Raw genomic sequence first — 13,751 nt, 5'->3', positions numbered from 1 at the left:
TTCGTCTCCCCCCGAGCACGGTCTCGTATCGATCCGGCTCCGCGCCAGGCAAACGGTGCGATAGACAGTACACTTATTTCGATGACTGATCAAACCGATGGCATGGAAAACGCACTCGTCGTCGTCGACGACACCGAGACGCACCGCACACTACTCGCGGAAGCCGGCCGCCTCGCACACGATACCGGCGCGAAACTGACCGTCCTCGGATGGATCACGCCGGATCAGGTCGACGAAACGGCGGATAACATCGAAGCGATCGAGCAGGTCGAGGGGACGTCGTACAGCGAGCCCGACCCGGCCGCCACCGCGACACAGTTCGCCCGACAGTTCGCCGAGGGCGTCTTCGACTCGTTCGACGAGTCAGTCGAGTTCACTGCCGACGGGATCGTCACCAAAGAGAACGAGCGCGCCGATGCGATCATCGAGGCCGCGGAGCGCCTGGGCTGTGACCACGTCTTCATCGTCGGTCGACGGCGGTCGCCGACCGGCAAAGCGGTGTTCGGAGACGTCGCCCAGCGCATCCTGCTCAACTTCGACGGCACCGTCACGCTGAAAATGGACTGATCGCGGGTTCGGGTCCGCCGCAGCGATCGACGGCCCGGCGGTCGTCACGCGGTCTCGAGTTCTCGAGGGAAGTCTCGCATCGTCGAACCGCGAATCTTCAAATCGCCGAATCTCGAGCACCGGACAGAACTGCACGAGCGCAGCGGACACTGCCCTTCGCGCGCACTCGATGCCCTAGTCTCGGATCCGTACCGAGAGGTCGTCGACCGCGTTGGTCTCGGCGATCGCGAGATCGAACGGACCGATTTCCGGACCGCCGAGTCGCCACGACGCGTCCCCCTCGAGGGTCACCGCGATCGGGTCGCTCCCGAAGTTCAGCACCCAGGTGTGGCCGTCGCGTCGGGCGACGCGAACGCCGTCGGGGAGCACGTCCATCCGGCGGACGCCGGCGCGGTCGAGGAGCGACCCGACGAGGTCGTTCGCGAGGTCGGTCTCGGGCCAGACACCGCAGTAGACGACGCTTCCCTCACCGACCGCGTTTCGGACGGCCGCCGTCCGTCCGCCTTCGATATCGTCGCCCGCGTACTCGAGTAGCGGCTCGGCCGCGTCGGCCTCGAGCCACTCGGCCCACGTTCGGAACGCGTACTCGGCGTTCGTCCCGTCGGTTCCGGCGACGGTCGGCTCGAACTGCGTCGGGAGCGACTCGTGTTGGTCGACGCTCGCGCCGACGAGCTCCGACAGCGGACCGGGCTGGAGATCGGGACGGAGCTTATTGTGCGCGTCTTTGACCCCCGTCCGCGGGCCGAGCAGCAGTTCGCCGCCGGATTCGACGTACGCGGTCAGGTGGTCGGCCAGCGACTCGGTCGCCAGGTGGAGCGTCGGCGCGACGACCGCGTCGTAGGACTCGAGGTCGCTCTCGGGATGGACGATATCGACCTGCACGCCGTGCGCTCGCAGCGACGCGTAGAACGACTGCAACAGCTGCCAGTAGTCGAAGTCGGGCGCGTGGGGCTGTTCGCCGAGCGCCCACGCGTTCTCGTAGTCGTGAAGCAGGGCGACGGGCGCGTCGACGTGGTCGAGGTCGAACAGTTCCTCGGCGGCCCGCGTCGCGTCGTCGTAGCCCCGATCCGCCGACCCGTCCTGCTTGCGGAGGCCGGCGTGGTACTGCTCCTGGCCCTCGAGGCAGCGCCGCCAGCGGAAGTAGACGACGGCGTCGGCGCCGTGGGCGGTCGCGTGGTGGGCCCAGAGGCGCATCGCCCCCTCCGCGGGCTGGGTCGAGTGGGGCGGCCAGTTAACGTCGCCCGGTTGCTGTTCCATCACCCAGAACGGTCGGTCGAGTACGCTCCGGTAGAGGTCGTGGTTGAACGAGAGCAGATCGGGGTTCCCCGCGCGGAGCTCGTCGGTCGTCGTCTCGCCGCCGGCCTGCTGGACGTGGCCTGTCGGGTACGAGTCCCAGGAAATCAGATCGAGGTCCTCGTCGAAGTCGTAGGTGTCCACCGACTCGAACAGGTTCATGAAGTTGTGCGTGACGAACCACTCGTCGTTCGCCTCGCGAAGCAGGTCCGCCTGCAGCCGATTGTACTTGACGACGCTGTCGCTCGAGAATCGGGCGAAATCGAGCAGCATCGCCGGATGGTCCTGCGCGGGCGTCGGCCGCGGGAGGTCGACCTGTTCGAAGTCGTCGTACTGTTGGCTCCAGAACGTCGTTCCCCACGCTTCGTTGAGTTCGTCGACGGTCTCGTACTCCTCGCGGACCCAGTCCCGGAACGCGTCAGCGCAGTCGTCGCAGTAACACCGTGTCGTGCCGTGACAGCCGTACTCGTTGTCGGTCTGCCAGCCGACGACGCGCGGATCGTCGGCGTAGCGCTCCGCCATCGCTCGGACGACGCGTTCGGTCTCCTCGCGATAGGCCGCGGAGTTGAAACAGTAGTGCCGGCGGCTTCCGACGTCCCTGACGGTTCCGTCACGGTCTCGCTGGCGGATCTCGGGGCGTTCCTCGACGAGCCACCGCGGCGGTGCCGCCGTCGGCGTACACAGGACGGCCTGCATCCCGTACTCGCCAATCAGCTCGACGATCTCGTCGAGCCACTCGAAGTCGAACGCGCCGCGTTCGGGCTCGAGGACCCGCCACGAGAACTCCGCCATCCGGACGTACTCGATTCCAGCGTCGGCCATCTGCCGAACATCCGTCTCCCACTGTTCGCGCGGCCAGTGCTCCGGGAAGTAACAGACTCCGATTGACATAGGTCAACGTTCGCACCGACCGTTGTAAACGTTGTCATGCAGGGTGGGGCGTTGTCTCCGGTACGTTCGTCTGCTCTCGTTTCCGCAATTCAGAAGCGAGTACTGAACCGCGACACCGCTTGCGACCTCGTCTTACGCATCACACCGCTACTCGAGTCTCCGCGCTCGAATCCTTCGCGATAGAATCGCTGCAGGCGGTGGGTCCCGGGGTCGGGACCACAAACTCCACCACCTCGTTCTGTCGGGCGTTACGTTGAACGGCGCCGTAGCGGTCCCACGGCGGAACTACCGATCAGTCGCGATCCGCCGAGACGGGGTCGATGTTTGGCTTCGGCGGGTCGTCCATCCCGTGTCCGAGGAAGTAACTCGGCCACGGCGGCTGGTTGTAGCCGGCGTTCTGCCACGCGAGCGCGGTCCGGTACTGCGAGTCGTGCAACAGCGTGTACAGCCGGTGGTCGGTCTCGTGGGGCGTCGCGTACAGTCGCAGTGCTTCGTCGTCTTCTCGACGCCAGATCACCTCTTCGCGCCAGTCCCCGAGGATGTCTCCCGAGAGACACGGGTTGCCCTTCGTCCAGTTGTTCGACCGCGTGCCGTCGAAGGACTTCAGCAGGTCGAGTTCCTGCGTCTCGGGGTTCCACTTCGTGAGTCGACCGACGCCGTAGTTCTCTTCCGAGTCCCAGTCGTGGTCGAGCAGTTCCCGGTGCAGATCGCCCGTCCACCAGAGCGCGGAGTTGATCGAGTCGAGCGCCGGTCCGAGTCTGTCGCCCTCGTTAGACCAGAAGCCGACCCCGTGGGACGCCCAGAGCTCCGCGCCCTCGTAGTTGGGATCGACGTCCGCGATCATCCCTCTGCCGACGTCCGCGTCCGCCTCCTCGCTCCACAGTAACTCGCCCGTGCCGGCGTCACGGAGCGTCGCCCCGTGGGGTCCCCACTCGTGTGGCTGGAAGACCTCGAGTCCCTCCCGGCTCGGGACGAAGTCGCTCACATGGAGCGTGTCGCCGTGGTTCCATCCGGTCGAGTAGAGTCCGGTACCGTCGTGGTCGACGACCATCGCGCCGTAGACGATCTCGTCTTTCCCGTCGCCGTCGACGTCGGCAGTGGCGAGCTGGTGGTTTCCCTGGCTCTCGTACTCCTCGTTGCCGTCGTCGCTGTCGAAGATCCAGCGGGTCTCGAGGTCGCCGTCGCGGAAGTCCCAGGCGGCCAGCATCGACTTCGCGTAGTAGCCCCGCGTCATGACGATGCTCGGTCGCTCGCCGTCGAGGTAGGCGACGCCGGCGAGGAATCGATCGACGCGATTCCCGTAGCAGTCTCCCCAGTCGCAGTCGTCTCCGCGCGCGGGCTCGAAGTCCTTCGTCGCGAGTTCCTCGCCCGTTTCGCCGTCGAAGACGGTGAGGTACTCCGGCCCCTCGAGGATCCGTCCCGCTTCGTTCGCGTAGTCGGCGTCGGGATCGCCGATGACCGCCCCGGTTCCGTCCGTCGCGCCGTCGGACGTCCGCACGGCCAGCTCCGCCTTCCCGTCGCCGTCGAAGTCGTAGACGGCAAACGGCGTGTAGTGTGCGCCGGCGCGAATGTTCTGCCCGAGGTTGATCCGCCAGAGGTGCTCGCCCTCGATCGTGTAGCCGTCGATCAGAACGTCGCTTGTGTGACCCTCGAAGGCGTTGTCCTTCGCGTTCGACGGCGACCACTTCTGGACGATGTCGAGCGTTCCGTCGCCCGTGAGATCGGCTACGCTCGCGTCGTTCGCGTGGTACGTGACCGTCTCCCCGTTCTCGCCTTCGACCGGATCGGGTTTGTTCAGCGGGATTTCCGTGTACTGGTTGTCCCACACTTCGACAGACTCCGACATGCCGGGTTTCCGGCCGCCGTCTTTCCTGCCGCTGGCTCGACCGTTTCCGACCGCTCGAACCGCGTACGTCGAGTCCGTCGTTCCCTCGGGATCGAGGAAGTTCGTGCTCTCGGTGATCGGTTCGTCGTTCACCCGTTCACCGTCGCGATACACGTGGAATCCCAGATCGGCGGGTTCGGTTCCCAACAGCCGCCAGCGGACGAGCACTCCATCTTCCGCCGGAACGGCCACGAGGCCCCGGCCGAGTGCCTCCATCTGACGCGTCGACTCGTTCTTCTCGTCGCCTTTTCCGTTTCCAACGGTGGATCGGCCGTTCCGACCGCTGGCAGTCGCCGCACCGCTAGCCGCGAACGCTGCCGTCCCGGCCGCCACTCCGCTCAGAATCTCGCGTCGGTACCGTCGCAGTCGCGTCTCATTCGTGTCTGGATTAGTCATTGTCTTTCACACCGCACTTTCTTCGTCCATATCGTACTATATAAATATTTTTGAAGTTGAATATAATTGCTGTAGAAACTTTCAAAACCGGTACTAACACCGATTTTGTTGGTAGCCAACGTCGGGATCTCCCGCGCTACACTCGAGCGAGTCGGGATCGCGGACTCGAATCGTCGATAGCTGAATGGGGCCGAGCTGGCGGCCCACCCTTCGTGTACCGTACTGGCCACTCAGACGCGTGGCATCGGATGACTGTGGATCGCGACGCTACGGTACGCGTCCCGTTCAGCCATCGTCGGCGGAGACGAGTTCGATATCGGGTTTCGGCGGGTCGTCCATCCCGTGTCCGAGGAAGTAACTCGGCCACGGCGGCTGGTTGTAGATCACGTTCTGCCAAGAGAGTGCAACCCGGTACTGCGGGTCGTGCAATAGCGTGTACAGCCGGTGGTCGGTCTCGTGAGGCGTCGCGTACAGTCGCAGCGCCTCGCTGTCTTCGGTCCGCCAGATCACCTCCTCGCGCCAGTCGCCGAGGATGTCCCCGGAGAAACACGGGTTGCCCTTCGTCCAGTTGTTCGAGCGAGTTCCCTCGAACGACTTCAACAGCTCGAGTTCCTGCGTCTCGGGGTTCCACTTCGTGAGTCTGCCGACGCCGTAGTTCTCTTCCGAGTCCCAGTCGTGATCGAGCAGTTCCCGGTGCAGATCGCCCGTCCACCAGAGCGCGGAGTTGACCGACTCGATGGCGTTCTCGCGTATCTGCTCACCGTGCGCGGTCCACGTACCGAGGCCGCCGGTGGTCAGGGGCTTCACCGCCCAGAGCTCCGCGCCCTCGTAGTCGGGATCGATGTCCGCGATCATGGCCCGGCCGATGTCCGCGTCCCCTTCGCCCTCGCTCCACAGTAACTCGCCCGTGCCGGCGTCGCGGAGCGTCGCTCCGTACGACCCGTACTCGTGGGGCTGAAAGACCTCGAGTCCCTCCCGATTCGGGACGAAATCGCTCACGTGAAGGGCGTCGCCGTGGCCCCAGCCGGTCGAGTACAGTCCGGTGCCGTCGTGGTCGACGACCATCGCGCCGTAAACGATCTCGTCTTTCCCGTCGCCGTCGACGTCGGCGATGGAGAGTTGGTGGTTGCCCTGGCTCTCGTACTCCTCGTTGCCGTCGGTGCTGTCGAAGATCCAGCGGGTCTCGAGTTCGCCGTCACGGAAGTCCCACGCGGCCAGCATCGTCTTTTCGTAGTAGCCCCGACCCATAACGAGGCTCGGTCGCTCCCCGTCGAGGTAGGCGGGCGCGGGGAGGAAATGATCGACGCGATGGCCGTAACAGTCGCCCCAGTCGCAAGCGTCTCCACGTGCGGGCTCGAAGTCTTCAGTCGCGAGCGCTTCCCCCGTCTCGCCGTCGAAGACGGTGAGGTACTCCGGTCCCTCGAGGATACGCCCCTCGTCGTTCGCGTGATCGGCGTCCGGATCACCGATGACCGTCCCGATTCCGTCCGTGGCGCCGTCGGACGTCCGCATCGCTACTTCCGCCGTCCCGTCGCCGTCGAAGTCGTAGACTGCGAACGACGTGTAGGCCGCGCCGGCGCGGATGTTCTGCCCGAGGTTGAGTCGCCAGAGGTGTTCGCCCTCCATCGTGTAGCCGTCGATCAGGACGTCGCTCGTGTGACCCTCGAAGGCGTTGTTCTTCGCGTCCGATGGGGTCCATTTGAGGACGATATCGAGCGTTCCATCACCCGTGAGGTCGCCCACGCTCGCGTCGTTCGCGTGGTAGGTGACCGTCTCGCCGTCCTCGCCCTCGATCGGCTCGGGCTTGTTCAGCGGGATTTCCGTGTACTGCTCGTCCCACACCTCGACGGACTTCGACAGTCCCGGTTTGCGATCACTACCGTTTCCGTCGTGGTTCCCTCCGCCAGCTTGACCGACGCCGACCGGTCGAACCGCGTAGGTCGACTCTCTCGTCCCCTCGGGATCGAGGAAGTTTGTGCTCTCGGTGATCGGCTTATCGTTCACTCGCTCACCGTCGCGGAACACGTGGAACCCCCGGTCGGCGGGATCGGTTCCGAGCAGTCGCCAGCGGACGAGTACACCGTCTTCAACCGGAACGGCCACGAGGCCCCGGTCGAGTGCCTCCATCTGACGTGTATGCTCGCTCGTATCGGTACCGCTTCCGACAGCAGACCGGCGCGTCCGACCACTGGCGGTCGCTCCGCCGACACCGCTGGCCGTGATCGCCGTCGTTCCGGCTGCTATTCCGCTCAGCAACTCGCGTCGGTACCGTCGATACCGTGCCGTATTCGCGTCTGAATCAGTCATTATCGCTTACACTCCGATTTCTCAATTTACCATCTATTATTAGAAGTTTACGGCGAAAACCGCTGTCTGAAAGTCGCACTGTGCTCGAGGCGTCTCTGAACGCTCGAACGTGCGGCCGGACGGGGACGCATCGCCGTTCGATTACGCACACCCGCGGGACGCTAATCGGTTCGAGGGCGCCGCCCGACGGACTCGTTGGTTGATCGAACGCGACAACCGTGCGATGAAATTACACAGTAACACTTGTGTCGGCCGAGCGAAAACAGGGACCGACATGGCAGAGGAAACCCTCGTCGACGCGTTCTGTCGGTTCCGTCATCACTTCCGGCTGCTGTTCATGGTCTCGCTGCTGTCGCTGATCGTCCTCGGCGCCGCGCTGGGGGCCATCGAGCGGGGGACCGGAACGTACGTCATCACGATCGTCCAACTCGTAACGTTTGCTGTGATCGGCACCCTCTCGTTCGGAATGATGGTGGTCTGTGCGCGACGCGCCGACTGATTCCGTCAAAAAATACATATAGTTAGGTAGTAATGGTGGGACCGTAGTCATATGAGACACAATCACACCCGCGTAAATAGACGGCAGTTTATCGGCGCGAGCGCCGGCACGGTCGCCGCCACGTTCGCGGGCTGTCTCGGCAGCGACAGCGACTCGACGGAGTTCGTCACGGCGTTTGCGGGCGGCCGTCAGCCGACACAGGTTCACTTCAACCCGTGGAACGCGTCGGACTACGCACAGACATACAGCATCTACTGGCTTCAGGGAACGGTCGTGACACACGCCGACGGGACCGTCTCGACCGATTTCTTCGAGGACCTCAGCGTCGACGGTCGGGAGGTCACGCTCGAGTTCTCGGACGAGTGGAGCTACTGGAACGGCAACGACATCACCGCCGAGGACTACCTCATCGAACAGGAGATCTGGCGCTACCAGGATCCGGAGGCCTCGCCGATCGAAGGCCACGAACTGGTCGACGAGTACACCGTCAAGCGGATCTACAAGGACGATATCTCGCCGACGATCGCGAAATCGAACGCGGGCGCCGGCACCTCCGCGCCGAAGTCGGTCTTCCGCGAGTACTACGAGCGTTACGAGGACGCCACCACGGAGAGCGAGCGGGAGGCCGTGACCGACGACCTCCTCCAGCTGACGATCGACACCGAGGAGTTCGTCGAGGAGGGGTACGGGAGCTCGCTGTTCAAGATCGAGGACTTCAACTCCTCCGAGACGCTGGCGACGAAGTGGGACGATCACCCGTGGGCGGACCGAACGGACATCGAACAGATCCGCGTAAAGCCAACCGAGGGGACGCAGGTCGAGCAACTCGAGAAGAGCGACGAGCTCGACATGACCCAGTACATCACCGAGGACCAGCGGTCGGACTACCCCGACAACATCGAGAACATCTACGAACTTGACCACTACAGCTGCCGGAAGTACATCCTGAACTGGAACAACGAGCACCTCGCGCGGCGGCCGGTCCGGCGGGCGATCATCTCCGCGATCGACATCCCCTCGATCGTCGACGCCGCGAACCAGACCGGGTTGATGGCGACGCCAACGCAGGTCCAGACGGGGATTCGTGCATCCATCGAAGAGAAGTACCTCGGCGAGGACTTCGTCGACAGTCTCATCGACTACCCCGTCGAGGCCGACGAAGAGACGGCCGTCGAGTACATGGAGGAGGCCGGCTACTCACGTGAGGGCGGCGAGTGGATCGGTCCCGACGGCAACGCGACTGACTTCACCGCTATCACGCAGGCGGGGGTCAGGAAGTCCCAGCCGATGAAGGTCTTCACCGACCACCTCAACGAGTTCGGCTTCAACGTGGAGATGGAGGCCGTCGGCCAGGACTACTACTCGCGGGTTCAGGAGTGGGAGTTCGATATCGCCTGGATGTGGCACGTCGCACTGCCGTACTGGCATCCCGTGGCGTACTTCTCGAACGACTTCTACGGTCTCCTCGCCGGCGACGTCACCAGCGACAGCGACACGGGTCCGACCGGCGTGCCGTTCTCGCTCGAGATCCCAGAGGAAGTCGGCGCGACGGAAGTCGGGGGCAACGGCGTCGAGATCAACCCGGCCCAGCTCATGGTCGACCTCGAGGGCGCATCGTCCGAGGAGGAAACGATCGAGCTCACGCGAACGCTCGCTCAGTGGGTCAACTACGATCTGCCCGTGATCGTCCACTTACAGGAGAACCGCGGCTTCGCCGGCGACGTCGAGAACTTCGACTTCCCGAGCGAGGACGACTTTCGCATGGATCGCTCCAATCCGGGACCGAACGCGCTGCTGAACGGCCACATTACGACTAACTAACCGACTCTCACCGCCTCGAGATTCGGTGGATCCGCAAACCCGAACGCTTTACCGCGCAGAATTCCCCGTCTGAAGGCCGAGAAGGACGCCAACTGTGAATATTCTGCCTGAGACCACCGTCACTACTCGTAACCGAGACGGTCATCTGCTGAATAGTCTCATATTATGTACTATGATATCTATGATATCTTACCAAAATCTACATAAGGATGGGTCGTAACGGATACCCCGTGGGAAAGATGATCAAGGACCACAGTCATTTGAGTAGACGTAAATTTGTCGGGGCCAGCGCCGGAACGCTCGCTGCGACGCTCGCTGGGTGTGTCGGTGGCGGCGACAACAGTACGGAGTTCGTCACGGCGTTCGAAGGGGGTCGTCCGCCGACGGAGGTCCACTTCAATCCGTGGAACGCCTCGGACCACGCACAGACGTACAGTATCTACTGGACACAGGAAACGCTCGCGACGCATTCTGACGGGACCGTCTCGACCGATTTCTTCGAGGACATCAGTGTCGACGGCCGCGAGGTCACGATCAAGTTCTCAGACAAATGGAACTTCTGGAACGGCAACGACATCACCGCCGAAGACTACTTCATCGAGGCGGAGCTCTGGCGCTACCAGGACCCGGAGGCTTCCCCCCTCGAAGGCCACGAACTGGTCGACGACTACACCGTCAAACGAATCTACAAGAACGAGGTCTCGCCGGTTATCGCGAAATCGAACGCGGGTCTCGGGACGAGCGCCCCGAAATCGGTCTTCCGAGAGTACTACGAGCGCTACGAGGACGCGGGCGGAGAAAGCGGCCGCCAGGCGGTTACCGAGGATCTCCTTCAGATGACGATCGATACCGAGGAGTTCGTCGAGGAGGGATACGGAAGCTCGCTGTTCAAGATCGAGGACTTCAACTCCTCCGAGACGCTGGCGACCAAGTGGGAGGACCATCCGTGGGCCGACGAAACGGATATCGAGCAAATTCGGGTCCTTCCGAACGTCGAATCGGGGACGCAGGTCGAGCAGCTCGAGAAGAGTGACAAGCTCGACATGACTCAGTACATCACCGAGAGCCAGCGCCCGGACTACCCCGACAACATCGAGAATATCTACGAGTTGAGCCACTACAACTGCCAGAAGTTCATGCTGAACTGGAACAACGAGCACCTCGCGCGGCGGCCGGTTCGCCGCGCGATCATCTCCGCGATCGACATTCCCGCGATCATCGACGCCGCGACGCAGACGGGAATGCTCGCGAGCCCGACGCAGGTCCAGACGGGAATCCGAGAGACCATCGAAGAGGAATACCTCGGTGAGGACTTCGTCGACCAGCTCATCGACTACCCCGTCGAGGCCGACGAGGAGACGGCGATCGCCTACATGGAGGAGGCCGGCTACTCGCGGGAGGGCGACGAGTGGATCAGTCCCGACGGCAACGCGACTGACTTCACCATCATCACGCAGTCCGCCGTTTCGCAGTCCCAGCCGACGAAAGTCTTCACCGACCACCTCAACGAGTTCGGGCTGAACGCGGAGATGGAGGCCATCGGTCAGGACTACTACTCGCGGGTCCAGGAGTGGGAGTTCGACATCGCCTGGATGTGGCACGTCGCACTGCCGTACTGGCATCCCATGGCGTACTTCTCGAACAACTTCTACGGCCTCCTCGCCGGCGACGTCAACAGTGATAGCGACACGGGACCGACCGGCGTGCCGTTCTCGCTCGAGATCCCCGAGGAGGTCGGCGCGACGGAAGTCGAGGGTAACGGCGTCGAGATCAACCCGGCCCAGCTCATGGTCGACCTCGAGGGCGCATCGTCCGAGGAGGAGACGAAGGAACTGACCCGAACGCTCGTCCAGTGGGTCAACTTCGACCTACCCGCGATCATCCACTTACAGGAGAGCCGCGGCTTCGCCGGCGACGTCGAGAATTTCGACTTCCCGAGCGAGGACGAGTTCCGAATGGACCGTCCGAACCCGGGACCGTTCGCGCTGCTGCGAGGACGTATTTCGACGAATTAGACTCGTCTCGACCACAACACCCCTAATAACAGGATATAGGACATGCAAGGGAATTATTTCGCGAAGCGCGTTGGACAGGCGCTGCTGACGTTTTTCGCGACAGTGACGCTAACGTTCGTTCTGTACCAGATGATGCCAGGTGGCCCTGCTCAGGCGCTTCGAAACCAGATCCTCGCCCAGCAGATGGGCTCGTCGAACACGATCAGTCCGGAGCAGATCGAACAGCTAGTCGAGAACTATACGAATCTCGAGAGCGACGCACCGATTTACGTACAGTATTTCCAGTACATGAGCAGCGTCTTCCTCGAGTTCGATCTCGGCGAGTCGCTCTACGAGGATGCCACCGTCACGTCGCTCCTCGCCGAGCGACTCCCGTGGTCGATGCTCATCAGCGTCTACGCGATGGTCATCGGCTACACCGTGAGCATCGTGCTCGGCGCGGTGATGGCCTTCAAGGAGAAATCCAGGTTCGACTCGGTGTCGTCCGTCGTCGTTATCGGGCTCAACTCCACGCCGTACTACGTCGCGGGGATTCTGTTCATCTTCTTCTTCAGCATTCGGTACCAGTTCTTCCCGACGGGCGGACGAGTCGGACTCGGTATCGAAGAGGGGTTCAACCTGGCGTTCATGCAGAGTATCGCGCTCCACGCCGCGCTACCGATACTGTCGATGAGCGTGCTCGGGCTCGGCACGGCGCTGACGATGCGGGGCAACTCCGTCCGCGTCCTCGGGGAGGACTACCTCCGCGTCGCGGAGCTGCGCGGGCTGCGTAACTCCCGCATCGCGACCCAGTACGTGGGACGGAACGCCATCCTGCCGATGTACACGCAGTTCATGATCGGCATCGCCGGCGTGCTCAGCAGCTCCGTCATCGTCGAGGAGATCTTCTCCTACCCGGGCGTGGGACTGCTAGTGTACGACGCCATCCAGGTGAGAAACTATCCCGTGCTCATGGGATCGCTCATCGTCTTCACGCTCGTGACGATCGTCGCGATCCTGATCGCGGATCTGACGTACGGCTTCATCGACCCCCGAATCTCGGCCGGAGGCAACAATGAGTAACGAACGACCCGACGACGAACTCGAGACGCTGTTCGACGCGGACATCGACCGAGAGCCGACGCCGCGGTCCCAGCGGCTCAAGCGACAGTTCGACCTGTACGTCGTCGCCCCCGCCCGGGTGGCGATGACCGACTGGCGAGCCGTCGTCGGGACGGCGATCATCACGATATTCTTCCTGATGGGAACTGTCGGCGTCTGGCTCGTCGACAGACCGACGAGCGGGGATGCGCCCGTTCTCGAACCGCCGTTCCAGAACCCCAACTACATTCTCGGGACGGACACCTTCGGGCAGCCGATCGGGGCGCAACTCATCCACGCGACGCCGGACATGTTCCGAATGGTGTTCGCCGGAGCGGTCGTGAGCGTCGGGTTCGCGGCGCTGGTCGGCATCCTTTCGGGGTTCCTCCGTGGCTCGAAGATCGACACGATACTGATGTCGATCACCGACATCATCATCACCATCCCCGGACTCCCGCTGGTCATCGTCCTCATCGCGATCTTCCAGCCCAGAGACCCGTACGTCATCGGCGTCTTGCTCGGGCTCGACAACTGGCCCGGGCTGGCGAGGACCGTACGCTCACAGGTGCTCAGCATCCGGGAGGAGTCGTACGTGGAGGCCTCGCAGATCATGGGCGTCTCGACGGGGACGATCCTCCGCCGGGACGTCCTCGCCCAGCTGATGCCGTACATCACGGTGAACTCGGCGCTGGCCTCTCGACGCATCATCTTTGAGTCCGTCGGGCTGTACTTCCTCGGGATCCTCCCGTTCACGACGTTCAACTGGGGCGTCATGATGAACATCGCCTACGAGGGGCAAGCGCTGAGTCGGCCGGACATGTACCACTTCCTCGCGTTCCCGTTACTGACGATCTTCCTGATGTCGTTCGGACTCGTGTTGTTCTCCCAGGGGATGGACAGCGTGTTCAACGTCCGACTCAGGGCGCGTCACTCGTCGACGATCGACGACGACGGAGGTCCCGAACCATGAATCGGTCAACGACTGGATATAACGGTA

9 protein-coding genes are annotated in these 13,751 nt (G+C 63.1%); 6 read left to right on the top strand and 3 right to left on the bottom strand.

Annotated elements, in window-relative coordinates; translation table 11 throughout:
• Positions 1-102 precede the first annotated feature (102 nt).
• The gene (locus tag HTUR_RS19190; RefSeq protein WP_049941945.1) at positions 103-567 is read left to right on the top strand and encodes a universal stress protein; all 465 of its coding nucleotides are present in this window, start codon (positions 103-105) and stop codon (positions 565-567) included.
• Between the two features lie 174 nt (positions 568-741).
• On the opposite strand, the gene HTUR_RS19185 is transcribed toward HTUR_RS19190, so the two are convergent.
• From HTUR_RS19185 to HTUR_RS19175, 3 genes are all read right to left on the bottom strand, one after another.
• Positions 742-2,751, bottom strand: a complete 2,010-nt coding sequence (locus HTUR_RS19185; protein WP_012944994.1) for a beta-galactosidase — start codon at positions 2,749-2,751, stop codon at positions 742-744.
• Positions 2,752-3,043: 292 nt separating this feature from the next.
• Positions 3,044-4,852, bottom strand: coding sequence for a rhamnogalacturonan lyase (locus HTUR_RS19180; RefSeq protein ID WP_049942003.1), 1,809 nt, complete (start codon positions 4,850-4,852; stop codon positions 3,044-3,046).
• Positions 4,853-5,317: 465 nt separating this feature from the next.
• Complete coding sequence (locus tag HTUR_RS19175; RefSeq protein ID WP_012944992.1) at positions 5,318-7,159, bottom strand: rhamnogalacturonan lyase; 1,842 nt, start codon at positions 7,157-7,159, stop codon at positions 5,318-5,320.
• A gap of 454 nt (positions 7,160-7,613) precedes the next feature.
• Between HTUR_RS19175 and HTUR_RS19170 the strand changes: the two genes are divergently transcribed.
• The 5 genes from HTUR_RS19170 (at position 7,614) to HTUR_RS19150 (ending at position 13,724) form a co-directional block, all read left to right on the top strand.
• The gene (locus HTUR_RS19170; protein WP_148225407.1) at positions 7,614-7,838 is read left to right on the top strand and encodes a hypothetical protein; all 225 of its coding nucleotides are present in this window, start codon (positions 7,614-7,616) and stop codon (positions 7,836-7,838) included.
• Positions 7,839-7,889: 51 nt separating this feature from the next.
• A complete protein-coding gene (locus tag HTUR_RS19165; protein WP_012944990.1) occupies positions 7,890-9,659 on the top strand; it encodes an ABC transporter substrate-binding protein in 1,770 nt (589 codons plus the stop codon).
• A gap of 260 nt (positions 9,660-9,919) precedes the next feature.
• Complete coding sequence (locus HTUR_RS19160) at positions 9,920-11,674, top strand: ABC transporter substrate-binding protein (protein ID WP_226377533.1); 1,755 nt, start codon at positions 9,920-9,922, stop codon at positions 11,672-11,674.
• Positions 11,675-11,716: 42 nt separating this feature from the next.
• Positions 11,717-12,736: an ABC transporter permease gene (locus HTUR_RS19155; RefSeq protein ID WP_012944988.1), complete on the top strand. Its 1,020-nt coding sequence runs from the start codon at positions 11,717-11,719 to the stop codon at positions 12,734-12,736.
• Positions 12,729-13,724: an ABC transporter permease gene (locus HTUR_RS19150; RefSeq protein ID WP_012944987.1), complete on the top strand. Its 996-nt coding sequence runs from the start codon at positions 12,729-12,731 to the stop codon at positions 13,722-13,724. The genes HTUR_RS19155 and HTUR_RS19150 overlap by 8 nt, the downstream gene beginning before the upstream one ends.
• The last annotated feature ends 27 nt before the right edge of the window (positions 13,725-13,751 follow it).

This window comes from Haloterrigena turkmenica DSM 5511 (genome assembly GCF_000025325.1).
GTDB classification, from domain to species: domain Archaea; phylum Halobacteriota; class Halobacteria; order Halobacteriales; family Natrialbaceae; genus Haloterrigena; species Haloterrigena turkmenica.
Note: the sequence above shows the minus strand (reverse complement) of the source record. Positions and strands in the feature narration are given on the sequence as shown.

Coding starts and splice junctions, on each gene's coding strand:
- HTUR_RS19175 (WP_012944992.1), bottom strand. CDS start 7,159: ATGGAGGCACTCGACCGGGGCCTCGTGGCCGTTCCGGTTGAAGACGGT.
- HTUR_RS19185 (WP_012944994.1), bottom strand. CDS start 2,751: ATGTCAATCGGAGTCTGTTACTTCCCGGAGCACTGGCCGCGCGAACAG.
- HTUR_RS19180 (WP_049942003.1), bottom strand. CDS start 4,852: ATGGAGGCACTCGGCCGGGGCCTCGTGGCCGTTCCGGCGGAAGATGGA.
- HTUR_RS19150 (WP_012944987.1), top strand. CDS start 12,729: ATGAGTAACGAACGACCCGACGACGAACTCGAGACGCTGTTCGACGCG.
- HTUR_RS19170 (WP_148225407.1), top strand. CDS start 7,614: ATGGCAGAGGAAACCCTCGTCGACGCGTTCTGTCGGTTCCGTCATCAC.
- HTUR_RS19165 (WP_012944990.1), top strand. CDS start 7,890: ATGAGACACAATCACACCCGCGTAAATAGACGGCAGTTTATCGGCGCG.
- HTUR_RS19190 (WP_049941945.1), top strand. CDS start 103: ATGGAAAACGCACTCGTCGTCGTCGACGACACCGAGACGCACCGCACA.
- HTUR_RS19155 (WP_012944988.1), top strand. CDS start 11,717: ATGCAAGGGAATTATTTCGCGAAGCGCGTTGGACAGGCGCTGCTGACG.